This is a genomic window from Psychrobacter communis (assembly GCF_014836505.1).
Lineage (GTDB): Bacteria > Pseudomonadota > Gammaproteobacteria > Pseudomonadales > Moraxellaceae > Psychrobacter > Psychrobacter faecalis.
In genome coordinates, this window is sequence record NZ_JACSQR010000019.1 from 26,998 (window position 1) to 53,697 (window position 26,700).

Below are 26,700 nucleotides of genomic sequence, written 5' to 3' on the forward strand. Positions count from 1 at the left end.
ATAAACTTATGAAGTTACAAAAAATCTTTATTAGATACTTGAAGCTTTATCATTTAATACACGTTGTATGACCTCGTCAGTAAAATCCCCAAAAAAACCTTTGCCAGCATATTGGCTGAATCTTATGGTTTGATTATCCAAATTAACTTCAATACATCTCCATTTATTATTTTCATCTAAACACATATCAAGACTAACTATATTCGCTAGAGGAATTTGGTTAGCAAGCTCTACAGAAATATTTATCAATTCCTCATAATTAGGAATTTTTACATCAGAAAATTCGATACCAGTATTTGGATGATTGAAATAAATATCACAGTATTTAGAAACAGCATATTCATTAAGCTGTCCTTCATCCTGAATGTTACAAACAATACCACCCGCAGTTTCATTGTCTAAACTACCATTTATACCAAAGCGTATGCTATTGTTAAGTACGTTGAAATTACCGCTCAAGTCTCTATACAAGCAAGTCCTAATGCTATTAATATCAGGATTGATAGAACTTAGATAGCTACTTTGTCTTATCTTTTCTTGAATAACCAAATGTTTGTAGGATTCTAAACTATCTATTAACTCATCAAGAGATTTGATAGTTTTAACACCTTCACCACCTGCAGTTCCTAAACTTGGCTTGCAAATTAATGGATATTCAAACTTAAAATTAACAAGATAAAGACCTATATCATCAATTCGATTTAGTTTTGAATCATAAAAAATATCATCTATCTTATGAAGGTAACTTTTTGGGAATACTTTTGCGTTATCAAACCATTTTTCATAAAAATTTTTGGTTGAAAGTAAGGATAATTGCTTGTCCTTATAGTAGTTAATACTTGGCTCAATAACTGCTGCAAATATATTTTCAGGTACAATATTTAAATCCACTATCCCAGACAAGTTGTACGAGAGTAATAAGGTTTTTGTCTCAACCGGGTATCCAAGATGCTGCCATTTTTCTCGATAATTATTTAAGATATTAGGACTTAAGCTTTTTTTAAATAATTTCTTATTTACATTTCCATAACGTACCTTAAAAGCAACAGACTGAACTAGGAAATTACTTTGCGTTGTACTAAAGACAATAGATTTAATAGCATTTTTAGTCTTATTATTTAAGCGATATTTCATTTATAGAACTCCCAATATGAGCATAGATGTTTCATCTGTAATACGTAAGGATTAAGCCATAATAAAATAATTTTTAAAAATTTAGCTGATATCTCCAAGCTACATCCACTACTCTTAACTTATCTTATTTTGGAAAGGCATAGATATTTAAAATAGATTGGCTACCTTTAACTATACCTGACTGACTTTAGCATATTATATTTCGGTATTGATAAAGTTTTATTAAATTCATGATTAGTAATTTATAATGTAATATTTGATTCTGAGTTTTTCATTTATTGATTGGTCTTGCAGGATTACCAATCATGACTGCCCCAGCTGGTACGTCTTTGGTAACCACCGCACCCATCCCAACAATGGCACCTTTACCAATAACTAATGGCTTATCAGGTGTGCCTTGCTTAATGACTGCCCCTGTGCCGATATAAGCATGGTCATGGACATGAATATTGCCATTGCAACTGACGCGTGGGGCAAAGGTGACATAATCGCCAATCACGCAATCATGTTCCACATAGCTATATAAATTGGCATGGAAGCATGTACCGATAGTCACATTAGCAGCAATAGTGACAAATGGACTGAGTGCAGCACCGGCAGCGATACTGACTGCATCCATAATTAAGGTGGTCGTTCCTTTTACTGTCCACAACGAGATACCATCTTGAACCAGTTTATCTGCAATTTTTTGACGAATGCTGCTATTAGCAATGGCAATTAGGACAAACTTATTATCACTATCTATACTTTTAAATCTTGCATAATTCATCGCTGTATAGCCGTTAACATTAGTATCTTTATCTAATGCGTCGTCAATAAATACGATTTGGCTATCTACTTGAGTATCTAATCTTTGTAATTGATCAACAGCTACTGGCATTAAGCTCCGACCACAGCCTGAAGCGCCATAAACAGCAAATACTTTACTCATAGCTATTTTCTAAAGCGGACTGGTTTTGAGAACCCGTAAACTTACTCATTGTCGCTTCACCGTCAGCACTAATACCATCCTTGATAAGTACTTGTTTAACTGTCTTCGCTAGAATTTTGAAGTCTAGCCATAGTGATTGGTTATCAACATACCAAGTATCGAGCGCAAATTTCTGCTCCCAATTTATCGCATTTCGACCGTTGACTTGAGCATAGCCAGTTACTCCTGGGCGAACATTATGCCGACGCGCTTGTTCACTGTTGTACAGAGGCAAGTACTCCATTAACAGTGGGCGAGGGCCTACTAAGCTCATATCACCTTTTAATACATTCCAAAGCTCAGGCAGCTCATCAATACTGGTACTGCGCAACTTTTGACCAAATGGCGTTAAACGTTCGCTATCTGGTAATAAGTTGCCATCACTATCAGTGGCATCTTTCATGGTACGAAACTTAATCATTTCAAACGGCTTGCCATTTAGGCCAGGGCGTGTTTGTTTAAATAAGACAGGAGATCCTAAGTTCTTTTTTACTTTATAAGCCGTAATAGCTAATACCGGAGATAGAACAGTTAAAGCTGCGCCACTGGCAGTAATATCGATTAGTCTTTTGAGCATATGAATGACCTTGTAAGCTATAGCCCCATTTCTTTGAGCATAGATGTATTGACAGCGTGTACGTCGAATTTTTCTTCAGCGATTTGGCGAGATGCTTTACCCATAGTATTAATCAAAGCCGGATCGGCGATCAATCTCTCCATAGCCTCAGTCAGTTTATCTACTGATTTAACAGGTACTAAAAATCCATTAACCCCATCTGTAACAGTTTCGCGACAGCCTGGTGCATCGGTAGTAATCACTGGTCTTCCCATTGCCATAGCCTCTAGCACTGTACGAGGTGTACCTTCTCTATAGGAGGGTAGAACATAAATTGAACTAGCGGCTATAGCTGGCTTGACATCTGAAAGCTTACCCCAGAAGTTAATAGTTCCATCTTCAATCCAGTTATCCAACTCTTGCTGTTCTATACTGTCTGGATTGTCATCAATCCAACCGACCAAGGCAAATTGAGTTTGAGGATATTTTGCTTTAATACGTTTGGCAGCTTGCGCATACTCTCTGACTCCTTTATCTCCAAGCAGGCGGGCAATAAGCAGAAATCTGAGTTCGGTAGTATTATCACCTGCGACAGGTAAGGGCACAACTTCATACTCAGAGATATCGACCCCTGAGCCATTGACTACTGCTGTAGGTGTAGCAGGGGAAATAAGCTTTAGCTGTTTAAATAGGTTTAGGTCATCTGGATTCTGAAAAAAAACTTTGGACGTCTTTGATAGAGCTTGCTTATACAGTCCATGTATAAGTTTCTGTAGATTACTGCGATGACCTGTTTCTTCAACCTGTTGAAAGGCATAGCCCAATCCCGTTATTAGGGCATAGCGGTTAGGAATCTTTGATGCCCACGCTGCTAGTATTCCATAGATGACAGGCTTGATTGTATAGCTCATAACATAGCTAGGTTTAACTTTCTTCATTATTAAATATAGTACAGATAACGCAGCAGCATCCTTTAGAGGATTAGTGCCAGTTCGTTGCAGTGGTATATCATGAAGTGTGTAACCTAGGTTCTTAAGCACTGTAACATCTTCGGGGTGGTTACCAAATTCAGGGGCTGCAATATGTATCTCAAACCCTTTGTTCTGTAATGCTTCAATCAAAGCGCCACGAAATTTTAGGATAGAGCCTGGATAGCTGGCTATAATTAGAAATTTCATAATTAATTTAGACTTAAGTTATTTTTAATGATTCGGAATTTACCACTCTTTTCAGTAGGTATGTCTGCAACTATATTTACTGTTAGAGTAACTTCCGGTCCAAACCTTTCCTTTAACGCTGACTCAAACTTGATTTGTTCAGAGCTATCGAAATTATGATTTACGACTACTAAGACTTCAATCTTGTTCAGTGCATTTTGTATTGCTTGGAATTTAATAATGCCGTTCACGTCTTTCGTGCTGTTGCTTAGGTTTCCTAAATTCACTTTACCATGAGTTGGGGATACAAGATAATCAGTCGTACGTCCTTGTATTTCATCAACTAATGGAAAAACTGAGCCACAAGTACAAGTCTTATCTTCAGAGGATAGCTTTATACTGTCTCCAATTCTATAACGTACCAAAGGGGTCCCCCTAGTGGTAAAAGACGTTACTAATAACTGGCCATCTTTAGCTGGCTGTAAATTCTCATCAACAACCTCAAATATTCCAGTTAGAGGATGAATATGTAAGTTACCAGATTCACATTCAAGAATAAAAGGTGCTCCCTCGGAAGATGCATATTGATCTACTAATTTGCACCCTAATACTTTACCTATAACTTCTCTATGTTTAGGTAGAACAGTTTCTGCGGTAGGGAAAAAAACTTTAACCTTATGGTCCAATTCTAACCCCATACTATCCGCTATTTCACAAATTTCATATACACTAGAGGGAAAGCCAACAATAAATTCAGGTTTAAATTTACTTAAGGACTCCCAATAGACATTAAAATTCTTTTTATTTATATGAAATGTAGAATAGAAGCGTATTTTATTAATAAAGTCATAATGGGAGCATGTTCCCTTATTGATATCTTTTTGAGAAATAAGGTTCTTACCGGAAAACCATGCAGTCTTTTTTCCGAGTTTATAGCCATGCTTTGCTCTAAAATTATCAAGTATTGCAAAACGTTCTTGCATATCCTCTTTCGTGTAGATTACCTTCATGGAGGCACCTGTAGTGCCTCCTGTTAAACTTACAATCCCCTGTTTTTCAGAAACTGTTCTAATCTCATCTAAGTTATTAATAATATCTGTTTTTTCTAAAATAGGAGTTGACTGCAAATCATATATACTATCTGGTGATAATGTCTGATTATACCAATGAGAGTTTTTCTTAACATGATTTATAAAGCTTTTGAACCGGTTTTTAGCTTCCGTATTAAGTTCTATTTCTGAAGCATTATCCCATTTTGCATAATATTTTCGATAATACAGGTATAAGTTATCATGTCTTACTCGATAAAGATTTGCGTTTATGAGAGATATTGCTAAATTTTGAATTCCAAATGGTACTAATTTGAATATAAACTTTGAAGCAGACATTACTTTTTCCTAGCTTTATTTGTTATCACTTATGATTTTATCTACAACTCTCTGATGCTTTTTTATGATACCTAAGGATATATCCTTATTATTTCGTAAAGCTGCAACTTTTTGTAATAAGCCTACATTGTTTAGTCCATGCGCAGCAATTACTTTTAAAGCAACTTTTAAAGCAATTTTAGTAGTTTTCTGAGGCTGAGCAGTCCCAGAAAATTTAGCGAATATTCTTAAACCATTGATATATGAACTAGTTAGTTTTTTTGGATCTAGGATCCCTTCTTCCCTATAGTAATATAATAAATCTGGCAATATAGCTATTTTTAAGTCATTATTCAAAGAGGTTCTACACCATAGCTCATAGTCCTGCGATCTAGGGTAATCAGTATTATATTTATTCCTTTCATACCAGCTCTTCTTGGCTAATACGGAAGCGTGGATAATAGGATAGGAGGTTTGTAATGAAGAGAAATTTGTATGTAGTTTTTGAGTGTTACGGTAACCATAAACTTTATGGTTGTTGTCGATAGATACTGAGCCTGTTGAAACTAAATCATACTGGGGATTAGTCTCTAAAAATTTTACTTGTATATTCAACCTATCCGGATGAATTAAGTCGTCAGAATCCATACGCGCAATATAATTACCTTTAGACTCCCGTATGATTTGGTTAAGTCTATATGGAAGTTTTTTATTCATCCCATCAGAGAGCATTCTGACTCTATTATCTATCTTTTCATATTTTTTAGCTATCTCTAGTGACTTATCAGTAGAGCCGTCATCGACTAATAATAATTCCCAGTCAGTAAAGCTTTGATTAAGAACTGATTGGATAGCTAATTCTAGATATTTTTCCGCGTTATATATAGGTATAGCAATAGTTACTTTCATCTAAAGGTCCTGTATATATTATATGAAGTCATTCGTTTATGTTTTTGAGTATAAGGTTAAGGTACTATATTATTTTCACTGACTAAAACTTAAAAGAAAAAGCGTTAAGATTTAAAATATAAATTTATTTTAGAGGATAAGTCTTATTTATAAGGTTATATTGATGGGAGTCCAGATAGTTTTGTTGAATCAGGTTTCTGGCATTTTGACTATGCAAAATATACAGTTCTAGATTATTAGTATAGGAACTTATATATTCTACATATTGATTAATGTCATTATAGTCAGTGATAAATCCAGTAAAGTTATGAAGAACAACATCAGTTACACCACCCACTGGATTAGCGATAACTGGCTTTCCAAAAGAAAATGACTCTAAAGCAACTCTGGGTAATCCCTCTGTTTCTGAAGGATGGATCAATATATCACAAGATTTGAAGTAATCTATAATATCTGATTTATTTAATACTATCTCTACATTTTCCTGTAGTTGATATTGGCGTATTAAGCTTATTATATGTTCATAATATTTTTTTGAAGCTGTACCTGAATAAATAATCCCTGTTAGCGTTAGTTTATAGCTTATCGATTTTTCTTCTAATTTTTTAGCTATTTCTAAAGCGATATGTTGACCCTTAGAAGGAAGAAACCCTCCTGAGTGTAAAATTCTTATTGGGTTTTCTTTACTAAACTTGGTGTAACTTGGCTCGTAGCTTTTAAATACTTTGTCACTAATAACGCTATGAAGAACTTTTATATTCTTAAGTTTAGCTAGCCCTGAAGTATAGACAGCCTGTCTTGTAGATTGTGAAACTGTTAAGAATCTTGGCTGATATGCTTTTAATAAAAAACGAGTTTTCGAAGTCAATTTATGACCTTCGAACCAGCCTCTTACAAAGTAATCAATTTTATAAGATGAATTGGGTTGTAAAATAGTTAAGCACTTTATATTATTGACGCATACAATATCGGGCTGAAATTCGTCTACAATTTTTTTAAATTTAGCTCGGTACTTGAGCTGATGAGTAGAGTACGATATCGTATTTTTTACTTTCTTAACTTTATTAGGATCTGATATAAGAATTGGAGAATCTCGTTTATCTAAAATTATATATTGTAGATTATAATCATGGATCTTATTTATAAATGAGTCAACACAGCCCCAGAAATCTACTATCAGTACATCATGTCCAATATCCTGCATTCTTTTAGCGAGTTCAAGTGTGCTCTTACGCGCCCCTCCGAAACTCTGTACTGCCTCTAAAAATATTACTTTCATTTACAAACTTCCATCCTATTTTTTCTGATATTAAAAATATTATTCTTAGTTTAAGCCTAATTGCTTTAATTTTTTTTATGTATTCGTAACTTAGTTGAGTAACTAATTAACAATAAAGGGAAAAATAGGAACAAATAATTTCTAACTATGTTTGCATAGCTACCACTAAGATTACTCATAAATATTAAACTTAATGAAATTGATAAAGAGATGTAAAAGTATTTAAAACCTATATTGGGTTCCTTATAAGCATTTCTCTCAAACCATAATGCTAAAGCAAGAAGCATTGAGGAGTAGAACATTACACCTAGTATCCCAAAATGGAAATACCCACTGATACTTAAAGGAACGATTTGATCACTATAGTCACGGTGACCATATATCGATTCATTAAAAATAATATTTGTTTTAAATTCATTGCTAGTAAAATGAGATAGAAGGGGGATATTGTTAAAAGTATCGTTAAATAAAAATAGTACAGACTCATAGCCCTTAATATCTGATCCAGCATCCAATCCATTACTGATTAGTAATGGTCCTGCAAAATAAGCATTTAGAGAAGTAGCTGATAAAATATTGCTAAGATCAGCGTTATTGCCATATCTACTAAACTTTGCGACACTAGCAATGCTTAATACTATAACTATTGCTATAGTGGCTATAGATAAAATTCTACGTGAATCTCTTTTATTCAATAAATCAGCGACAAGAAATAGTAAGGGTAAAGAAAATAATATGATGCTGAATCGGCTAGTACCGATTATATATAAATTAGATATAATAATTACTAATAAATACATCCATTTCTTATAGCTATTTTTGATGTTGTGACTGCGAGCAATAACACTAATAGCAACTAGAGCTAATAAAGCTCTAAATAATTTGAAGGCTAAAGGGCCATAACCTGAAGAGATAAGATCTTCATTATTGGTTATATATGTTTCTATGTAATCACTTAAGCTCCATATAGGATTGATTGTGTTAAAAGCTCCTGTAATATATATATATAGAAGCAAAAGTACTAAAAATATTACGATGAGAGGTATTTGTTTTAAAGGCTCAATATATGTTCTTTTATTCAAATAACTATATTTCTGTTTTCCTTGAAATAGAAATAAAACAATATGACAAGCAAAGAGCTCTAATACCATAATGATAATAGCAGTATTAAAACTATAAATGGTTTGAAGCTCATAGTTGGAACTAAGCAGAGCAGGTAAAATTGAATAGCGTATGCCCATCTGGATTACAAAGAGCTTAAATACTGTACTATTAGTGTAGTTTAAATGAATTTGATTAAACACTAAGGATGTCATAAACAAGCATAAGGGTAATAAAAAAATGCTTGAAAAATGAGAGCTATCGCTCCCTACTATTATATATAGTAGGGAGATAAAACTTAGTAATAGTATTGGAATTAAAGTAGCTTTCATAAACTAAGTTGCTTCTTGTATCAGATTCTCAATTATCCAATATTCAGGTCTAAATTTATCGTTATACCAGTTTAGATTTTTATCCCAGTAACCTGGAACACCTGATATACCACCAATACCAAAGCCATAACTAATCTCGACAATTAGTGGCTTTTGGTCTTCATCAAGAATAAAATCAAAAGCAACAGACTGTAGAGATAATCTTTTAGCTACGCTTAATGCTATTTCTAAAATAGATAAATTTATGTCTTCATAGCTATATTGCCCACTGCCAGAAGCACGAAAATCACCTTCGCGGACAAAGCGTCGTTCAGCTGCTATAACTTCTCCGTTAATTACAACCACCCTAGTATCATAGTTATTATTAGGTATAAATTTTTGAAAATAAATATAACCTTTCTCTTTTGAGCACATATCTGAATAACTAGAGCCAATTACGCTACGAATTAGCCCTTTAGGAATAGCTGAGATACTTTCTGTTCCTGCTTTATAATTACTCAAACGAAATTTCAAATGGTTCCATCTATCAAACTGTGAAAATCCTGACCCAAAAGCTTGATTAATTAAATTAAAAGCTTCCTTCTTAGTTTTTACTAATTTGACATTAGAGCTACCAGATCCACCTCTTAATTTGAATACTATAGGTAGTTTTATTGAACGCACCCAGGCCATAGCCTCTTTTTTCGTATAAAAGACGTACGATGGAACTAATGGTGCATTAATAGATTCTAGTAAATATTTTTGCGCAACCTTATCATCAAAGTGCCAATTAGTATAGAAATCAGGAAAAACCTTTAAGCCCTTATTTTTTATAGAATATAATAACTGCTTAGCAAATAATGCATCACGATAATCATAATTACTGTGATGCCACAAAAATATATCACAGTCATCGATTTGTTTAATGATGTCGTTAGCGTATGCATTGACTATCTTGTAATCAATACCATTTTTATTACAATATTGAATCCAACCCTCTGAGAAACTACCTTCTCTATGATGTATAGCTATTCTTTTCATGCGGTAACCTTACCTTTAATTATAGTTCGAGCTTTATACATTATACTTAGACCTAAAATCCCCCTAGTAAGCGTAATTATGATAGCTGCACCTATAAAGTCATAAAAATACACCAGGGGAAAAGATAATACAAACCCTATGAAGGAAACTATAAACGTGATATTCCTTAAGTCTTTTTCATAGCCGTGAATTATTAAATAATTAAGTCCATATACGTTACTTAATGATAAAAATATTATTGACACTGACATTATTTGCAATATAGGAATTGCTTGGTAGAATTCTTCAGTGAAGAATATTTTTATAATTATAGGCGCTAAAGAAAAAAGGATTACAGAAGCAGCTATTGATACTGATAAATTTATTTTAACAAGAATATTATGTTTCTCTGAACGACGAGATAGAAATGGGAAAAACACGCGTGATATAACTGTTATAAACTGCTGGAATATACCTATGAACTTACTACCAGCATCTAACAGTCCTGTCGAAACACTACCACCATAAAAGCCCAGTAAAACTATTGAGAAACTATTATATAAATTGGGCATTATATTATTAATAAATACATCAGTACTGCTATTTATAGTACTATAAATAGCAGTAGGCTTAGGGGGTAATATCTTTACCTTCCACTTGGCCACCACTATATACATAGAAAATAATCCAGAAACAGCATAGCCTAATGTAATAAATAATGGCTGAAGTATAAAGTCTGTTTTTTCTTTTATAAAGACAAAAACTAATGCTGTGAATAATGCTTTAGAGCCTAGGTTGAAGATAGTGATAAACCTCATTCGCTCCATAGCCTGAAAGAACCAATCAGGAAACAATATATGACCTGGTACTAAAAGAAAAGTTATTAATAGTATGGACTGGTTTTCTTTAAAGTAAGGTATTGTAGCTATTGCTATAATAAGGAGTGTAAATGACAGCAGCATCAATACTATTCTTGCCCAAAGCACGTTCGAGAATATTTCAGAAACTTTTTCTAAATCATCTCGATTTCGCGCTACATCACGTGTAGCTGTATATTTAAAACCCCAATCAGCTACTGTCTGAAACCATACCACTACGGCGGCGGCAAACGCTATTTTCCCAAAACCTTCCACACCGATAACACGTGCCAGATAAGGGATAGTAATTAAAGGGAAAATGTAACCTGCAATCTGTAAAAGCATTAAATAGCCAAAGTTGCTCGCTAAGACTTTTCCATCTTTACTCTTATTAACGCGACCAATAAGCGCTTTGACTTTATTTATCATATTATTTTAAACTAATGATTTAACATACCAAGGCATCGCTTTCTCAATACCTTGAATAATATCAAACTGTGGCTCATAGCCTAACGCATTTTGTATTTTAGTAATATCAGCCTGACTATGACGCACGTCTCCTGCCCTAAAATCTCGATAGACCGGGGCTTGAGTGTAGCTAACGCCATTAGCTTCTAAATGTTCTTTTAGTGCTGAAAATAGCGTATTAAGGGTAGTACGACCGCCCACAGCGACATTGTATACTTGGTTCTTGGCTTCTTCATTAGCAGTCGCTGCCAAAATATTAGCTTGTACCGCATTTTCAATGAAATTAAAGTCGCGACTAGTATCACCATCACCATTAATGAATACCTCATCGCCTGCAATCATAGCAGCCGTCCACTTTGGGATTACCGCGGCATAGGCTCCATCAGGTGTTTGGCGTTTACCAAAGATATTGAAATAACGTAGCCCAATCGTCTTAAAGCCATATGTACGTGAGAATACATCTGCATACAGCTCATTAACATATTTAGTCACCGCATAGGGTGATAACGGGTTACCAATAGCATTCTCGACTTTTGGTAAAGCTGGATGATCGCCATAGGTTGAGCTGCTCGCCGCATAGGTAAAGCTAGCTACCTGAGCATCACGAGCTGCTACGAGCATATTTAAGTAGCCTGAGATATTAGTATCATTAGTATTGATAGGATCAGCGATAGAGCGCGGCACCGAACCCAGTGCTGCTTGATGCAACACATAGTCCACGCCTATACATGCTGCCTGACAGTCATCTAGATTACGAATATCACCTTCTATAAAGGTAAAGTTCTGCCACTGATCTTTGCTTACCAAACCTTGTACTTCATCTAAATTATGCTGAAAGCCAGTGGCAAAATTATCTAAACCGACTACTTTTTGATTTAGTAACAATAGCTCTTCTAGTAAATTAGAGCCAATGAATCCCGCTACCCCAGTAATTAGCCAAGTTTTTGGCTCATTGATTAGCGACTTTTTAATTTTTTCATATGCTATTGACGTCATAACGATTATTGTCCGTATTTTTATAGATTTATAGGCGGATATCAGTATCTTCTTTACTAAAGACATATTTTAAATCGTAAAGAACATGACTGGTTTTACCAAGCGCTCTGATTTTCTCCACGCCCATCTCGACGAACTCATTATGAGCGACGGCTAAGATGATACCGTCGTAGTGATTCACATCTGGCTTGCTGATAGGCGTAACATCATATTCACGTTCAGCTTCTGCTTTATCTACCCAAGGGTCATAAACATCAACTTCGATATTATATTCTTCTAGCTCATGGACAATATCAATGACCTTGGTGTTACGCACATCGGGACAGTTTTCTTTGAAACTTAGTCCCAATATCAGAACTTTAGCACCTTCAACCTGAATCCGCTTTTTAATCATGGTTTTGACCAACTGCGTGACCACATACTCACCCATGCTGTCATTCAAGCGACGTCCAGCCAAGATAATTTCTGGATTATAACCAATCGCTTGGGCTTTATGAGTTAGGTAATAAGGATCTACACCGATGCAGTGACCACCGACGAGGCCTGGACGAAACGGTAAAAAATTCCACTTGGTGCCAGCAGCTTCTAAGACTGCTTGGGTATCGATACCCATTTTATTAAAAATAACAGCTAACTCATTAATTAAGGCAATATTGACATCTCTTTGGGTATTTTCAATCACCTTTGCCGCTTCTGCTACTTTGATACTTGCTGCTTTATGAGTACCTGCCGTAATAATTAAATTGTACACTTCATCGACAAAATCAGCGACTTCAGGTGTTGAGCCTGCCGTTACTTTTAAAATATTAGTAACGCGGTGCTCTTTATCACCAGGATTGATACGTTCAGGACTATAACCGGCATAGAAGTCTTGATTGAAGGTTAATCCCGAGACTTTCTCTAACACCGGAATACAAACTTCTTCGGTGGCGCCCGGATAGACAGTCGACTCATAAACGACGATATCGTCTTGTTTAAGAAGACTACCAATAGCTTCTGAGGCTTTAATTAAAGGCGTAAGATCAGGCTGTTTATAATCATCGATCGGTGTCGGGACCGTAACAATAAAAAAATTACAGTCTTTAAGCGCTTGTATATCTGAGCTATAACTCAAATGTGATGCTTGGGTTAGCTCTTCATCACTAACTTCCAAGGTATGATCTGTACCTGCGGCAAGTGCCGAGATACGCGTAGCATTTATATCAAAGCCGACGACCGGAATATGCTTACCAAACTCAACCGCTAATGGCAAACCGACGTAGCCAAGTCCGATAACCGCTATTTTTATATTCTTGATATCTAACATAATGTTCCTTTGTTCATCTAACCAGTTTTATTTAACTATAATATCTCAGGCATTTACTGAGAGTTATGCAGCTTTAGTTCCTTCTTGATAACCCGCGACGAACTGCTTAAACCGCTGCTTTAGCCAAGGGACATCAAACTCTTTTTGTTTTTCATTCAACTCAAACAATACCGATTCAAGCTCATCTAATGGAAAGCTATGCTCTATTGCTTGCATGATCAATGGATGATAAGTCGATTCAATGTTGTCTTCACCGATGATCAGCTCTTCATAGAGCTTCTCTCCAGCTCTAAGACCCGTAAAAATGACTGCGATATCACCTTCAGGATGGGCTGCATCTTTAATATCAAAACCACTTAAGTGAATCATGCGATGCGCTAGATCAACGATTTTAACGGGCTCGCCCATATTGAGAACAAACACCTCACCGCCCGATGCCATTGCGCCTGCTTGGATAACCAGATTTGCCGCCTCTGGAATCGTCATAAAGTAACGAGTCACATCAGGATGGGTGACAGTAATCGGCTTACCTTGTTCTATTTGCTTAGTAAATAAAGGCACAACAGAGCCCGATGAGCCAAGGACATTACCAAAACGCACCATACTAATACAGGTTTGGCTATCCGTTTGGCTTAATGCTTGACAGACCAATTCTGCTAAACGTTTAGAAGCACCCATTACGTTCGTCGGTCTTACGGCTTTATCGGTTGAGATCAGTACAAATGTCTCTACATTTGCCGCAATCGCCGCCCGGGCGCAGTGATAAGTGCCTTTGGTATTATTAATGACGCCTTCAAAGGGGTTGTGTTCAACCATTGGCACATGTTTATAAGCAGCCGCATGATAAACCGTTTGAATGTTATAGAGATTCAGTATTCTAAGCAAGTTCGATTCATTGGTGACGTTACCGATGACTGCAACGATTTTAATATCTTGATAAGCAGGCGTATTTGCTTGCTTAATGGTTAGCTCTTGATGAATACTATAAAGCGCAAACTCGGACAGCTCATAGAGCACGATACATTTTGGCTTATTCTTAATTACTTGACGACATAGTTCGCTACCGATAGACCCACCAGCGCCTGTAACTAACACGCACTTATCTTTAATATTCATCTGTAGCAATTTTTCATCAGGTTCGACAGTCTGTCTGTCTAGCACATCTAAGATATCCACTTTGCGCATACTACTGACGGTCACTTTTTCGTCAGCGATTTCCTCTAGACTGGGCAATTCTTTTATTTTTATCGCAATGCCTGAAAGTTTGTCTATAATCTGACGTTTTTGCGCGCGGCTGATTGAAGGAATAGCCAAAAATACCTGCGCAATATCTAATTCTTCTACTAAGCTTACTAAATCATGAGCCGGATAAATCTTTTTACCGAGCAAATAAGCATCAGCAAGCTGCGGATCATCATCAACGTAAGCTACAACATTATATTTATGCGAATTCCTAAGACCTTCTAATAAATCTCGACCAGCTTCTCCCGCGCCGTAAATAACAACATTGTCATAAACACCATCGTCTTTAAGGCGACGCTGGGCTCTACCGCTCCAGCGCATCAAAATTTCACGTATAGTAAGACGACTATTCCATAACCAGATAAATAAGAAAAATAGAAATATAATGGGAACGGAGCGTGGTATATCTTCTAAAGGATTTAAATAAATGATGATCTCATAGATCACCATAAGCAAAAAGAACAGCTTTGCCACACTACCCATAACCGTGTCTAAAAAACCACGTGCTACGCCTTTATAGAAGCCAATCAGATATAAACCGATGATGGGCAGCGTACCATAAGATAGTAATATGATAGGGCTAATGTTATGAGCGATATCACCATAGCGCAACGACAAAGCTAAGAACAGACAAACTAAAGATGCTACCAAGTCTGTAGTGAGTAAAATCGCTCGTTTCACACTACGAGGTAATGACAACAAGTATTCGGCTATACGTTGTAGCCATCCAGTTTTGCCATTAAGTGATGGATAATCACTTGACGGTTTTGAATTAGTAGACATAACACTCAACCACTTAAAAACGTGAATTTTGGTAGAATTTCCAAAAAGCTAACTATTGGTTATTACCATAAGCATAGCTATAGTGATAACTATATTTGCTCATAATCCCTTGTTGTACATCGTTGAGAATGATACCGTCGACCTTTATATTGGCTTTATTCATCTGATTAACCGCATAAACCAGCTGCCCTTCTATAGAATCGTCGTATCTAGTTACCATCAACACCTTATCAGCGTGCTGGGCTAGTATCATAGCGTCAGAAGCAGCCAATACTGGTGGCGAGTCGATGACAATATAATCATAATGCAAATTAAGCTCTGCCATTAAATGATTAAAACTGCCATTGGCTAATAATGAAGCAGGGTTACGCGGATGCTGGCCGCGTGGCATAAAGTCAATATTATCTATGCCAGTCGGATGAATAAAGCTTGCTAGGTTACTACTCTCTTGACTGGTAATAACTTCTGTAGTTTGGGCGTTAGATTTTGATAAATGAGTCTTATCCTGTGATAAATAGTCCGCTAAACCATTATCTTGGCTCATGCTAAACACTCTATGTAGCTCACCCAAACGCATATCAGCATCGATAATCAGCACTTTTTTATCTAACTGCGCAAATACTTCTGTCAGATTCGCAGAGATAAAGGACTTACCAACGCCCGGGCTTTCGCCAGTAACAAGAATAACTTTGGCGCGCTGACCAGCCCGCCCTTCTACTGGCATGCCGAACATTAGGTTCGTTCTTAAGCTCTTAATAGCTTCATAGCTCAAACTATTGTTATCGACATAGGCCAACAAACGATTGGGCGCTTTCTTATTTTTACGTAGTCTGGTGAGTAGTGGCGAACGTGGAATCGTTGCTACTACAGGGACGCCTGTTTTACCCTCAATACGCTCAGGGTCTTTGACCACATTTCTAAGCATATTTTTAAGCAGTACCAGCATCGTTCCAAGCATCGCTCCTAATAGCATGGCCAATATCATAATTTGCAATTTCTTTGGTGCAATGGCCTTATAAGTACTGATAGGCAAATCGATGATACGGGCGAAACCAATTTGACCCGCTTTAACGATTTTTAACTGTTCATAGTTTTTAAGTAGCGTCAGATAGATCTCTCTATTAATCGTCGTGTCAGCTGACAGTTGTAAAAACTCTCTTTGTATTTCAGGTAAACCGGCGATAGTATCGTCTATCTCATTTTTTCTAGCATTAAGTACCGCCAGTTGCTCATTGATCTGGACAACCAAAGGGTGCTCTTCTGTGTAGTAAGTCGTGAGATCCGCTTTTTTAAGCTTCAATTCATTGAGTTGGGCATCGATTTGCGAGTTTTCTGTCAATAACAACTCTGCTTCTTTGCCTACATCAATAGTGCCGTACTTTTTACGGAAATCATTAAATACTGCTTCAGAGTCTTCCAGTTTTTTCTTTAACGTTGGAATCTGAGTTTCCATAAAACTAATGGTTTTAGTGGTTTCTTCAGAGCCACGAGACTGATTTTGATCAATGTAAGATAAGACAATTTGTTTTAATATCAAGCTGGTTTGCTGTTGATTGGCACCAGTCATAGATAGCTGAATAATGCCTGTCTGCTTACCTTTTTCAACCACAGATAATGCACTATTTATCTGGTCAGTCGTGGTTTGAAGAGATTGCTTGGTAATATTCACCGAGTAGCCATCAGCGGGTAGATCATCAACTTTAATTTGAATCTGACCATCTGTGCCTTTAAATAAATGCGCCTTACCGATTTGGCCTTTAAAATCGTCAAAACCATTAGTTAACACAAATCCTGTCGCGGAGCGTGTCAAAGTAAAAGGTTGATTTAAATACTCTTGTGAGACATTAAATTGGCTAATTTTTACTTCACCATCTTCGGTTTTAAGAGAGACACCTTCCGGTTTATTTATTTGAGTATCCGTACTATTGCTCTTGATTCTATCCAACGCGCCAATATTAGGATCGGACAAACGAATTCGTAGATGTAACAAATTAACCACTGGCTCTAAGATCATACGCGATCTTATCAGCTCTGCTTCTGCTTGGGCTTTACTGACTTCAGAGCCAATCAGCTCAGAAATATCCGCACCTAATGCGGCAACGCCCTTAGAATTCTCTTCAATTTGGATCAGTGCATCCGACTTAAAAGTAGGATTGACGTATCTGCTATACAAAATCCCTATTACCAACCCTAATACAGCAAAAAACACAATGACTTTCCAGCCACGCAAAATGGCAAAAAGTAGCGCCATAAGATCAATTTCGTCATTATCTTCTTTGGAAGCAGCGTTTGATAAGTTCTTTGAATCTGTATTCATAACTGTATGGTCATCACTTAAGGTTAATCGTTTAATAGCAGCTATTTAGCTAATTTTATCGGCCCACTGTTCTAGGCTAACAACAATATCTTGATATGCTGTCTGAAACGCACTCATCTCATGTTTATAGGGGTCGGCAATATCTTTATCTTGCCAATGGCCGAGCTTAAAAGTCTTACCGCGGCAAAACGGCCAGCGCTCTTCGATCCATTTGGTCTGGCTGTCTGACATAGTAAAAATCAAATCCGCTTTTTTTGCCAAACCTTCGTCAATTTGTTTGGCGACATGATTAGTGATATCTATTTCTTGCCCTGCCATAATCTCTAGCGCGGCAGGATCTGCAGAGTGCCCGACTAAAGCCCCCACCCCTGCAGAATCGATATTTTTATGAGGGTAACATTGTTTTAATAACGCTTCTGCCATGGGACTACGGCAAATATTGCCGACACACACCACTAAAATATTATCAAATGCCATAATAATTATTACCTATTATTTATAAGCCCAATGCCTATAAGCCTGAGAGCGACCTAATAGCTGACGTAGAAGGTAGAATAGCGCTGATAACACGATTCCAACGCGTTAAGCCAGTTGGATCGACATAAACAATATCATTCGGGTGCATCTCAAAACGATTGGCTAGCGCAAAACTGGTTATGGTCTGCATATCTACATAGTAAATATCTGTTGCCCGTGTATTTAAATTATCACGAACCACATATATTTTAGCCGCATTTGCTGTAGCAGAATTAAGCCCTTTAGACTCACCCAAAACCTGCGCCAAACTAATACCTTGCTCTAAAATAGGCACTGGCTCTACTTGACCAAACTCACCTAAAACATATACTTTATTACGGTCTTGACTATTGACGTGGATAGAGTCGCCATCTCGCAGGTAAATTTGGTTAGCAGAAGCGCCCATTTGGCGCAGCGACTCCAGGCCGATGTTATAGCTAGTACCGTTACGGTTTAGCACGACATTATTTGAGTCGCCAGTCGGAGTGGCCCCGCCCGCCATAGAAATTGCGCCATAGAGCGACACAGGCACATCAGCAATAGCAAACTCGCCCGGTTGTTTAACCTCACCATCAATAAAGAATTTATTGCCACGGTAGTTAACGATTTTAACCTGCGGGTCTGAATACTTAAGATAACGTTGCAGTTGTTTCTGTAAATTGGCAGTAAATTGTGGCACACTCATGCCACTGGCTTTAATACGTCCAATAAGTGGAAACTGTACGAAACCTTGTTGATCAACAGGGAAGCCCAAGGCATAAGGGTTAGCAGTGTTACTACTATTGGTCAAAGGCGGCGCAATCTCTGGATACCCTACTAGCGTAATACCTAAAATATCACCTTCCGAGATTCGGTAGTCAACTTGCCCAGATGTCCTTAGCAAACGCGTTAAATCGCTACTAGGAACAACGGCCTGCTTCGGAGGCAAAGTCGCCAAATTTAACGGCTGCACATTAAACTGTATACCACTCGCAGCTACGAATGAACCACTGGGCGGCAGCTCACCAGATTGTAGGCCAGAGTTAATGCTGGAACAGCCTGAAACCAGACCTATCATAAGCACAGACGCCACACCTAATAACTTTGATGAATTGAAGAACATAAAAAAACCTTTATAAATCACAGATATAAGTAGCGTCTAGCAACGAGCGCAATTGAGACAACCATACTAAAAAGTTACACCAACCATAAAAAAGCAAAGCCATAATAACATAGGTGGTTAAATAGTGAATAATAATAGGCTATTTTTGGCAAAAATTACGCAATAGTAACAATTAGTTTATATTCATTTCTTATGAAGCTTTTAATTTTTAATGTCAATTAGGCATACTTAATAAAGCATCATCTACTGGCTAATTATAATAGCCTTAAAAGCTAATCTTAAACATCACTTCGATAAATAGCGTATAATACTCAGTCTAATATTATACATTGAGAAATGTAAACCCACCGACTCAAGGATATCGTTATGAAAGATGAAAAACTGCAAAAAGCACTCGCCCGCATGGGACTTGGCTCACGTCGTCAGATGGAAGAAGTCATTAAAGCAGGTCGTGTGACCGTTAATAATGGACCCGCAACCATCGGCGACCGCGTCGAACAAGGCGATGAGATCCGTGTTGACGGTCGTCAAATCAAATATACGGCTGAAAATGAAAAGCGTCGTCGCGTTTTAGCTTATTATAAGCCTGAAGGCGAAGTATGTTCTGCCAATGATCCAGAAGGTCGTCCAACAGTTTTTGAACGTTTGCCAAAATTGACTCATGATCGCTGGGTTATGGTTGGGCGCTTGGATATTAACTCAACTGGTCTACTCTTATTTACCAATGATGGCGAGATGGCGCACCGCTTAATGCATCCGTCTAGCGAAGTCACACGCGAGTATGCCGTACGTGTACTTGGTGAAGTTACTCCTGATATCGCGCGTACGCTAACGGCTGGCGTCATGTTAGAAGATGGCATGGCACAGTTTGAAGATATCAAAGAAGGCGGCGGTGAAGGCGTCAATAAATGGTACCACGTCAGACTAAAAGAAGGTCGAAATCGCGAAGTGCGCCGATTGTTTGAATCGCAAGGTCTTAAAGTTAGCCGTCTATTACGTACGCGTTACGGGTCGATTGCGCTGCCAAAAGAGCTGCGTACTGGACGCTTCTTAGAGCTGGATAAAAAAGACATCAATACCTTAACCGATTTGGTCAGCTTACGCCCGCGTCACGGTACTGGTTTGCATGGTGCAGCTAAAGAAAAGCAAGAACGTATCAAAAGCAAGCCGCTCAAAGCGCGCCGTGTTGACAGTCGTAGCGATAACCGTCCTAGCAGTGCAAAACCTAAAAGCAGTGGCAGTCCTGCTAGTCGCGGTTCACGTAATACCCGCGATCGTAACAACAAGCGTTAATCTGTCACAGGTTAATCCTAGCTGATAAAAAAGCGGTCAATGACTGGTTCATTGACCGCTTTTTTTATGCATTTTTATGCACTTTTTAAGAATATCCCTAACTTAGAAATCAGTCGTCATGACTATGAATATAATTTTTCATCACTCTTAATTCTTGTAGGTGTTGCTCTTCCATTCGCTCTAACAACCCATCTAAACGCTGCTCGATGCTGTCCAATACCTCTTGTAATAGCCTACTCGCCTCAGTCTGCTTCTTTCCATTTTTAGTATGATTGCTTACATTGATATTTGCTAAATGATAATGACTGGCTAACATTTCGGGTAAGCGGATATGCAGCATTTTATGTAAGACAAATTGCTGCTCGTTAATAGCTGAAGTTAAATTTTGCGCTTCTAACTCGTTTTGGTAGTTGTGATAATTGGCTACTTTCTTATCAATATTCTGTAATTGTCGTAGCTGCTTATCTGATAAGACTTCTAGATATTTTTTATTTAAATCTAGCTGTTGCCAATTGAGAGAAGTTAACAACAGGGGCGCATTACTATCTTGATAAATCAGCACGCCTGGAGTAATACCGACCATTTTATGCAATGCGTGCCAGCCCTTTCGACCCAAATAAAAGACGCCGACAGTGGTAACCACACCAACGCCTATTAATATACTCATGTCACTTTACTCTTCTTTCGACTTATTTCAGCATAAACATTTCAACTTGAGATGTTATTATCATCTCTCATTTATAGCTTAATATTTTCTATATCAGTTTCTTTACCAGCTGAATTTTCAATTGCTTGGACTTCAACAGCGCTATTATCGATTTTTTGTAGTCTAGAATTGCTAGTTGGATTATTAAAACGCTGCTGCAAATATCGATTGGTCGCCAGTAGCTTTTGTCCATCTTGATGATAGGACGCATTCAGCAAGTCATCAAACTGGCTATTAATCGTCCTAAGCACTTCTAATAGCGCCTCTTTACCGGTGACATCAGAATGCTTAATTTTCGTGGTATCAGCAAGGGCGCCGTTCCCGACATCTAAGTCATGCAAGCGGCGATAATCCGCTACCGCCAGTGGCACATGCCTATCCATCAGGTTTTGTATCATGACATAGGTTTCGTTGACAGTATCTTTATCGTCAATTTTGCCATCGTTATTGGTATCGCCATAAATAACCCGCAGCTTCTCGCCCTTATCATTGATTTGATCCAGCGCTGTTTTGACTTCAACTGGCAAGCTTTTTTCAGGGATATAACCCAATTGCGGCATCGCTTTATACTCAAGCATTTTGGGCGCCGTGACTTTTTTGATACCACGATATCCAAGGTACAACCCAGCTGCTGGCAGCACGCCATATAAAACGAACATCACGAACATCGCAGTCAGTTGGGTCATTTGGGTATCCTTGTTGTTTAGTAGAAATACTTAGCAAAAATATTTGGCAGACGCGGTTGGCAAATCTATTGTTATTTTTGATAATACTTAATCATTATTATTAAACAAAAAAATAAGGCTGTATTAAAGCCTTATATTGTTATGTATTGCGCCGATTGTGTTTATAGTTATTTTCAAACAAAACAGAAACATGAAATTTTTACGCGACACTGGAATAAACTTTTCTAGCTTGCTCTGCCTGCGCCGACAGAGGCTGCGAAAAATTCATTCCAGTGTCTCTGTATCATTTTTATACTGAACTCACAATGCCAATACTAACGACTTTTAAATAATCCTCGTTAAATTTAAGTTAGCTTTGCGTACGGCTTTTGACATAACGATGGGTGGACGCAAGACGATTCATCACCGTTTGATGTAACTCATCTAATAACTCGTCAAGCTCGTAATCAATGTCTAAAAACAAATCCGTGAGCATATCGCCGGCGGTCATTTTCCCTTGCACGACATTGTTCTTTGTGCGGTGCGGGCTAAAGCGTTGCAGCTGCTCATAGTGATGTAGCGCTTCAGGGATACTTTCGGACACTAACTTATCAATAACAAACTGGCGCTCATTGTGTTGCTGCTGTTGCTCAGCGTTGAGCTCGCTACTCCACTCACGGTAGCGCTTTAGCTTACTATTAATCCGGTCTAAGATGGCGACCGCTTCAATCGGCATGGCATTTAGGGTGGCTGCATCGACCACATCAACAAGCTCAGTCATAATCGGACAGCGTCCATGTTTAAGATACCATAAGGTATCTGGGTCAAAAGGAGGTCTATTGGTCGGGCGCATTTGGGCACGATTGGCCAGATAGCGATCAGTCAATGGCGTCGGCGTGCGGATATCATTTACTTGCGCTAAAGCATCACAAATACGCTCGCTACGCTGCGGCTCGCTAAGCGAAGAATTCACAGCCGAAGTATCCATGCTTTCTTGGTTATCGCTACTATTGCCATGCTTATTTGCATTATTAGAAACTTCTTTAGCGGCAGCTTGCTGAGCATTTTTGGCAGCGATGGTTGGTAGGTCATCTTGGGCTTGCCCAAACGACTGTAGCATTCTTGTCAGACTTATGACCATGACCTACCCTGCTCCTCGCTTATTCTTTATTAATTGCTGACTGATATTGCTGAATAGTACTGATGACTTGGTAGCAGCTATTGCAGCAAACACATTGCATTCGATCATTTTATCCCTTATCTTAACAGCTTTTTCGGGCGCTGCCAGTAAGTAAAAGTCACCGTTTTGATTGTTAAAGGATAAGCCAATCATCATGAATTTCACCGATTATAGCGCGGGTTTTTTGCTTGGTTTATCCTTGATTATCGCCATTGGTTCACAAAACGCCTTTGTCCTCAAACAAGGTCTGAAACACGAGCATATATTTTTCGTCTGCCTATTTTGCGCCGTCAGTGACGCGATTTTAATTTCTGCTGGTGTAGCGGGCTTTGGCGCGGTCACGGCGCAATATCCGCAAGTTGTGAACATCGCTAAAATTGCTGGCGTTATTTTCTTATTAGGCTATGGACTGCAAAGCTTATATGCCAGCGTACGCCTATCGCATGCACTCACCGTCGATGGTCAAGTGGTCACCAGTTTAAAAAAAGCCCTGTTATTATGCTTTGGCTTTACTTGGCTTAACCCGCACGTCTATCTAGATACATTGGTGCTGGTCGGCATGGTTTCAACCGGTGCCAGTAGTAAATTGGCTTTTGCAGTCGGTGCGGTCAGTGCGTCATTCTTTTTCTTTTTTGCTTTGGGCTATGGCGCGCGCCTGCTCAGACCTTTATTTGCCAAACCAAAAGCTTGGAATATATTGGATGCTTTGGTCGGGTTCTTAATGCTGTATTTGGCTTGGCATTTATACCAAACCTAACAGCTTGTTTAGTTTATTAACGCTAAAAACGAAAAGACCAAATACGCTTAAAACGTATTTGGTCTTTTATTTATCGCATCGAGCATTTATGACACTTTTTTGCGCTTTTTAGGTTTAACAAAGGTTAAGTTTAAAAAGTGCTCAAGCGAATCATCGAGAATATCCAACCAAGGTTCTGGCAATTCAGGTGACATCGTTCCTGTCAAAGTAGAACGATAGGCCTTTTCTCGAAAGGTCATGATGTTCTCGGCTTTGTCCTTTTGCCATTCTTTTAAAATCTCGCCCTGTTTTTCAACGGCAAATTCTGGATAATCGGTAGCATTGGTCAAATCGCGAATATAAGCGGCCTGAAAGTCGATTGAATCACTGACCGTCACGCATTTGGCATACGTTGCGAGCCATTTTTGCTCATCTTCTTCACGTGCTGCCAAATCGGGCAATTCGATATCACCCATTATCACATCACGTGCATACCACGCTTGCGCATCAAACATATTAAAGGTGAAATACTGGTCTTGCATGCCCAAATAAATCAGCTTTGGATTTGGCTGCCAAAAGATACCTTTGTATAAGTTGGCTGGATACAAGCAATTGTGCGTCTGCAAACGTAGCTCATCTGGCATAAACGGGAAATGGAATAAATAACCGGTACACATGATAATAGCGTCAAACTTTTGGCTCGTACCATCGGCAAAGTGCGCGACATCATCTTCAAAATGCGTCACCAATGGCACTTCTTTAATGCCCTCTGGCCACTCATAACCGAGCGGTTTACTACGATAACTGATGGTCACGGATTTGGTGCCATATTTGTAGCACTGGGTGCCAATATCTTCGGCAGAATAGCTACTACCTACTAATAAGATATCTTCATCTTTAAATTCTAAGGCATCGCGGAAATCATGCGCGTGCAAGATACGACCTGGAAAGGCTTCTAAACCTTCAAAATACGGCATATTTGGCGTTGAGAAATGACCCGTTGCTACCACGACATAATCAAACTCTTCGACTTCTTGCTCATCGGTTTTATGATTCATTACCGTCACAGTGAATTTTTGCGTTTCATCATCAAACGACACCCAGCGCACGGGGCATTCAAAGCGAATATATTTTTGAATATCTTGTTTATCGATACGGCCCATGATGTAATCTTTTAGGACTTCACGCGGCGGGTACGATGGGATGGCTTCACCAAAATGCTCATCAAACGAATAATCGGCAAATTCTAAGCATTCTTTGGGGCCATTTGACCATAAATAGCGGTACATACTGCCGTGAACAGGTTCGCCGTTTCTATCTAAACCAGTACGCCAACTGTAATTCCACATACCACCAATGGCGTTTTGCTTTTCATAACATACGATTTCAGGTAAGTTTTTTACCCCGGCTAAACGAGCCGCTTCAAAGGCACGTAACTGTGCCAAACCACTTGGACCTGCACCTAAAATTGCCATTCTTTTCTTACTCAAAACTGACTCCTATAATATTGTTGTGCTCCTATCATAACATATTTGTATGGATAACGGTTTTAATGCAGACTTTTGGTGATTAATTGAAATTGGTACAAGCATTAGCAAGATATAAAAAGGTGTTACTAAACAACCTTTTAGGATAGGTCTTAGTATTTTTCAGCAACTAGGCAGTTTTGTCTGCTTTAGGAAGTTTTAGCCTTTGGCCCAATAATAAAAAGACCATGTTTTTTTACACGGTCTAAAAGGATACAGTTATATTTTAAAAGAGAAGAGCGTAAAAAAGACAGGTAAGAACCACTAGAGAAGTAAGTGGCAGAAAAGCAAGGTGACAATTACACTAAGTCAGGAAATAAGGTACGTAGGCCGTTAACGATAATCTCGATAGAAACTGCTGCGAGCAACATACCCATAATACGACTCATGATATTAAGTCCAGTATCGCCCAATAAACGACTGATACGACCGGCAGCCATTAGCGCCACATAACAAAATAAGCTGATAAATAAACCAGCAATCAAAATCGCAGAGACTTGCAAAATACCGGTGACCTGTGATGAATAGATAATCACCGTCGAGATACCGCCAGGTCCAATCATCATGGGAATGGCAATCGGAACTACGGCAGCAGCCATCGTTGGCGGCGCACCTTGCAAATGGTCAACATCAAAGTTTTCTTGATCGGGCTTAACCGGGTTACCTTCGCCATTCATCATATTTAGGGCGATTAAAAATACCAAGATACCACCTGCCAACTGGAACGAACCAATCGAGATACCAAGCAATTTAAGTAACGTCTCGCCTGCTAAGGTAAAAAAGCTGATGGTGATAAAAATCGTCAAACAAGCGATGCGCGCCACTTTACGGCGATTATTTAGCGAATAGCCGTGAGTTGAATCCAAAAACAACGTCAAGGCGCCAAAGGGATTAATCAGTACCATAAAGGCTAAGATTATCTTGATAATTTCAGTATCCACTGAGCGCTCGCTTATCTATTGGTCAAATCGGACAAAAGATAAGGTCGCTATGCACAAGTACAGGCAAAGACGACCTTATAATCGGTAGCAGCGGCATTGTAGCATAGCCAGATAAGCCTATTAAATCATTAACTTCGCTTAATGTCTCGTCCTTACCAATTCAATAGCATATCCGTACAAATCTGCCGTTCCAAAAATCTTACTCAAACCTAGCCAATATTGACTATTAGATAGGTTTGACGTTTTCTTTCTGCTTCATTGT

At 38.2% G+C, this 26,700-nt stretch carries 24 protein-coding genes; 2 read left to right on the top strand and 22 right to left on the bottom strand.

All coding sequences use genetic code 11. The features are described 5' to 3' along the window. Positions 1–30 precede the first annotated feature (30 nt). From H9653_RS07905 to H9653_RS07980, 16 genes are all read right to left on the bottom strand, one after another. Positions 31–1,134, bottom strand: coding sequence for a sugar-transfer associated ATP-grasp domain-containing protein (locus H9653_RS07905; protein ID WP_191691707.1), 1,104 nt, complete (start codon positions 1,132–1,134; stop codon positions 31–33). Between the two features lie 271 nt (positions 1,135–1,405). After that, positions 1,406–2,065, bottom strand: coding sequence for a NeuD/PglB/VioB family sugar acetyltransferase (locus H9653_RS07910; protein WP_191691709.1), 660 nt, complete (start codon positions 2,063–2,065; stop codon positions 1,406–1,408). Next, a complete protein-coding gene (locus H9653_RS07915) occupies positions 2,058–2,681 on the bottom strand; it encodes a sugar transferase (protein WP_191691710.1) in 624 nt (207 codons plus the stop codon). The genes H9653_RS07910 and H9653_RS07915 overlap by 8 nt, the downstream gene beginning before the upstream one ends. Positions 2,682–2,698: 17 nt before the next feature. Further along, complete coding sequence (locus tag H9653_RS07920) at positions 2,699–3,838, bottom strand: glycosyltransferase family 4 protein (protein WP_191691712.1); 1,140 nt, start codon at positions 3,836–3,838, stop codon at positions 2,699–2,701. 2 nt (positions 3,839–3,840) lie between these two features. Beyond that, on the bottom strand, positions 3,841–5,205 hold the full coding sequence (locus tag H9653_RS07925) for a phenylacetate--CoA ligase family protein (protein ID WP_191691715.1): 1,365 nt from the start codon (positions 5,203–5,205) through the stop codon (positions 3,841–3,843). A gap of 15 nt (positions 5,206–5,220) precedes the next feature. Then, positions 5,221–6,093 carry a glycosyltransferase family 2 protein gene (locus H9653_RS07930; protein WP_191691716.1) on the bottom strand — a complete coding sequence of 291 codons (873 nt, stop codon included), beginning with the start codon at positions 6,091–6,093 and terminating at the stop codon, positions 5,221–5,223. Positions 6,094–6,217: 124 nt separating this feature from the next. Beyond that, positions 6,218–7,372 (bottom strand): glycosyltransferase family 4 protein, encoded by a 1,155-nt coding sequence (locus H9653_RS07935; RefSeq protein ID WP_191691718.1) that lies wholly within the window; start codon positions 7,370–7,372, stop codon positions 6,218–6,220. A gap of 65 nt (positions 7,373–7,437) precedes the next feature. After that, complete coding sequence (locus tag H9653_RS07940) at positions 7,438–8,805, bottom strand: hypothetical protein (RefSeq protein ID WP_191691721.1); 1,368 nt, start codon at positions 8,803–8,805, stop codon at positions 7,438–7,440. Between the two features lie 3 nt (positions 8,806–8,808). Beyond that, on the bottom strand, positions 8,809–9,825 hold the full coding sequence (locus H9653_RS07945) for an ATP-grasp domain-containing protein (RefSeq protein WP_191691722.1): 1,017 nt from the start codon (positions 9,823–9,825) through the stop codon (positions 8,809–8,811). Further along, positions 9,822–11,090, bottom strand: coding sequence for a flippase (locus H9653_RS07950; RefSeq protein WP_191691724.1), 1,269 nt, complete (start codon positions 11,088–11,090; stop codon positions 9,822–9,824). Before H9653_RS07950 ends, H9653_RS07945 begins: the two co-directional genes overlap by 4 nt. 6 nt (positions 11,091–11,096) lie before the next feature. Then, positions 11,097–12,125: an NAD-dependent epimerase/dehydratase family protein gene (locus tag H9653_RS07955; protein ID WP_191691726.1), complete on the bottom strand. Its 1,029-nt coding sequence runs from the start codon at positions 12,123–12,125 to the stop codon at positions 11,097–11,099. Between the two features lie 28 nt (positions 12,126–12,153). Continuing rightward, positions 12,154–13,431, bottom strand: coding sequence for a Vi polysaccharide biosynthesis UDP-N-acetylglucosamine C-6 dehydrogenase TviB (tviB, locus tag H9653_RS07960; RefSeq protein ID WP_191691727.1), 1,278 nt, complete (start codon positions 13,429–13,431; stop codon positions 12,154–12,156). 63 nt (positions 13,432–13,494) lie between these two features. Next, positions 13,495–15,456, bottom strand: a complete 1,962-nt coding sequence (locus H9653_RS07965) for a polysaccharide biosynthesis protein (protein WP_191691728.1) — start codon at positions 15,454–15,456, stop codon at positions 13,495–13,497. Positions 15,457–15,508: 52 nt separating this feature from the next. Then, positions 15,509–17,773 (bottom strand): GNVR domain-containing protein, encoded by a 2,265-nt coding sequence (locus H9653_RS07970; protein ID WP_191691729.1) that lies wholly within the window; start codon positions 17,771–17,773, stop codon positions 15,509–15,511. Between the two features lie 45 nt (positions 17,774–17,818). Further along, complete coding sequence (locus H9653_RS07975) at positions 17,819–18,250, bottom strand: low molecular weight protein-tyrosine-phosphatase (RefSeq protein WP_191691730.1); 432 nt, start codon at positions 18,248–18,250, stop codon at positions 17,819–17,821. Between the two features lie 34 nt (positions 18,251–18,284). After that, positions 18,285–19,391: a polysaccharide biosynthesis/export family protein gene (locus H9653_RS07980; protein ID WP_191691732.1), complete on the bottom strand. Its 1,107-nt coding sequence runs from the start codon at positions 19,389–19,391 to the stop codon at positions 18,285–18,287. Positions 19,392–19,757: 366 nt separating this feature from the next. Between H9653_RS07980 and rluB the strand changes: the two genes are divergently transcribed. After that, positions 19,758–20,684 carry a 23S rRNA pseudouridine(2605) synthase RluB gene (gene rluB, locus H9653_RS07985; protein ID WP_144297250.1) on the top strand — a complete coding sequence of 309 codons (927 nt, stop codon included), beginning with the start codon at positions 19,758–19,760 and terminating at the stop codon, positions 20,682–20,684. A 109-nt stretch (positions 20,685–20,793) separates the two neighbouring features. On the opposite strand, the gene H9653_RS07990 is transcribed toward rluB, so the two are convergent. The 4 genes from H9653_RS07990 to H9653_RS08005 form a co-directional block, all read right to left on the bottom strand. Next, entirely contained in the window at positions 20,794–21,351 is a 558-nt protein-coding gene (locus H9653_RS07990; RefSeq protein WP_191691734.1) for a hypothetical protein, read from the bottom strand. A gap of 71 nt (positions 21,352–21,422) precedes the next feature. Then, complete coding sequence (locus H9653_RS07995) at positions 21,423–22,076, bottom strand: hypothetical protein (RefSeq protein ID WP_191691736.1); 654 nt, start codon at positions 22,074–22,076, stop codon at positions 21,423–21,425. A 349-nt stretch (positions 22,077–22,425) separates the two neighbouring features. Then, positions 22,426–23,196, bottom strand: a complete 771-nt coding sequence (locus tag H9653_RS08000; protein ID WP_225211666.1) for a hypothetical protein — start codon at positions 23,194–23,196, stop codon at positions 22,426–22,428. 3 nt (positions 23,197–23,199) lie between these two features. After that, a complete protein-coding gene (locus H9653_RS08005) occupies positions 23,200–23,391 on the bottom strand; it encodes a hypothetical protein (protein ID WP_068404133.1) in 192 nt (63 codons plus the stop codon). Here H9653_RS08005 and H9653_RS08010 point away from each other — a divergent pair. Then, entirely contained in the window at positions 23,390–23,992 is a 603-nt protein-coding gene (locus H9653_RS08010) for a LysE/ArgO family amino acid transporter (protein ID WP_191691738.1), read from the top strand. The two genes, H9653_RS08005 and H9653_RS08010, sit on opposite strands and share 2 nt — an antisense overlap. A gap of 86 nt (positions 23,993–24,078) precedes the next feature. Here H9653_RS08010 and H9653_RS08015 read toward each other — a convergent pair whose 3' ends face one another. Next, positions 24,079–25,461, bottom strand: a complete 1,383-nt coding sequence (locus tag H9653_RS08015) for an NAD(P)/FAD-dependent oxidoreductase (protein WP_318242160.1) — start codon at positions 25,459–25,461, stop codon at positions 24,079–24,081. Positions 25,462–25,796: 335 nt separating this feature from the next. Further along, a complete protein-coding gene (locus tag H9653_RS08020) occupies positions 25,797–26,438 on the bottom strand; it encodes a MarC family protein (protein ID WP_082894251.1) in 642 nt (213 codons plus the stop codon). Positions 26,439–26,700 lie beyond the last annotated feature (262 nt).

Bases quoted from the DNA above. Each gene is read 5' to 3' on its own strand.
- H9653_RS07905 (WP_191691707.1), bottom strand. From the start codon at position 1,134: ATGAAATATCGCTTAAATAATAAGACTAAAAATGCTATTAAATCTATT.
- H9653_RS07910 (WP_191691709.1), bottom strand. From the start codon at position 2,065: ATGAGTAAAGTATTTGCTGTTTATGGCGCTTCAGGCTGTGGTCGGAGC.
- H9653_RS07915 (WP_191691710.1), bottom strand. From the start codon at position 2,681: ATGCTCAAAAGACTAATCGATATTACTGCCAGTGGCGCAGCTTTAACT.
- H9653_RS07920 (WP_191691712.1), bottom strand. From the start codon at position 3,838: ATGAAATTTCTAATTATAGCCAGCTATCCAGGCTCTATCCTAAAATTT.
- H9653_RS07925 (WP_191691715.1), bottom strand. From the start codon at position 5,205: ATGTCTGCTTCAAAGTTTATATTCAAATTAGTACCATTTGGAATTCAA.
- H9653_RS07930 (WP_191691716.1), bottom strand. From the start codon at position 6,093: ATGAAAGTAACTATTGCTATACCTATATATAACGCGGAAAAATATCTA.
- H9653_RS07935 (WP_191691718.1), bottom strand. From the start codon at position 7,372: ATGAAAGTAATATTTTTAGAGGCAGTACAGAGTTTCGGAGGGGCGCGT.
- H9653_RS07940 (WP_191691721.1), bottom strand. From the start codon at position 8,805: ATGAAAGCTACTTTAATTCCAATACTATTACTAAGTTTTATCTCCCTA.
- H9653_RS07945 (WP_191691722.1), bottom strand. From the start codon at position 9,825: ATGAAAAGAATAGCTATACATCATAGAGAAGGTAGTTTCTCAGAGGGT.
- H9653_RS07950 (WP_191691724.1), bottom strand. From the start codon at position 11,090: ATGATAAATAAAGTCAAAGCGCTTATTGGTCGCGTTAATAAGAGTAAA.
- H9653_RS07955 (WP_191691726.1), bottom strand. From the start codon at position 12,125: ATGACGTCAATAGCATATGAAAAAATTAAAAAGTCGCTAATCAATGAG.
- tviB (WP_191691727.1), bottom strand. From the start codon at position 13,431: ATGTTAGATATCAAGAATATAAAAATAGCGGTTATCGGACTTGGCTAC.
- H9653_RS07965 (WP_191691728.1), bottom strand. From the start codon at position 15,456: ATGTCTACTAATTCAAAACCGTCAAGTGATTATCCATCACTTAATGGC.
- H9653_RS07970 (WP_191691729.1), bottom strand. From the start codon at position 17,773: ATGAATACAGATTCAAAGAACTTATCAAACGCTGCTTCCAAAGAAGAT.
- H9653_RS07975 (WP_191691730.1), bottom strand. From the start codon at position 18,250: ATGGCATTTGATAATATTTTAGTGGTGTGTGTCGGCAATATTTGCCGT.
- H9653_RS07980 (WP_191691732.1), bottom strand. From the start codon at position 19,391: ATGTTCTTCAATTCATCAAAGTTATTAGGTGTGGCGTCTGTGCTTATG.
- rluB (WP_144297250.1), top strand. From the start codon at position 19,758: ATGAAAGATGAAAAACTGCAAAAAGCACTCGCCCGCATGGGACTTGGC.
- H9653_RS07990 (WP_191691734.1), bottom strand. From the start codon at position 21,351: ATGAGTATATTAATAGGCGTTGGTGTGGTTACCACTGTCGGCGTCTTT.
- H9653_RS07995 (WP_191691736.1), bottom strand. From the start codon at position 22,076: ATGACCCAACTGACTGCGATGTTCGTGATGTTCGTTTTATATGGCGTG.
- H9653_RS08000 (WP_225211666.1), bottom strand. From the start codon at position 23,196: ATGGTCATAAGTCTGACAAGAATGCTACAGTCGTTTGGGCAAGCCCAA.
- H9653_RS08010 (WP_191691738.1), top strand. From the start codon at position 23,390: ATGAATTTCACCGATTATAGCGCGGGTTTTTTGCTTGGTTTATCCTTG.
- H9653_RS08005 (WP_068404133.1), bottom strand. From the start codon at position 23,391: ATGATGATTGGCTTATCCTTTAACAATCAAAACGGTGACTTTTACTTA.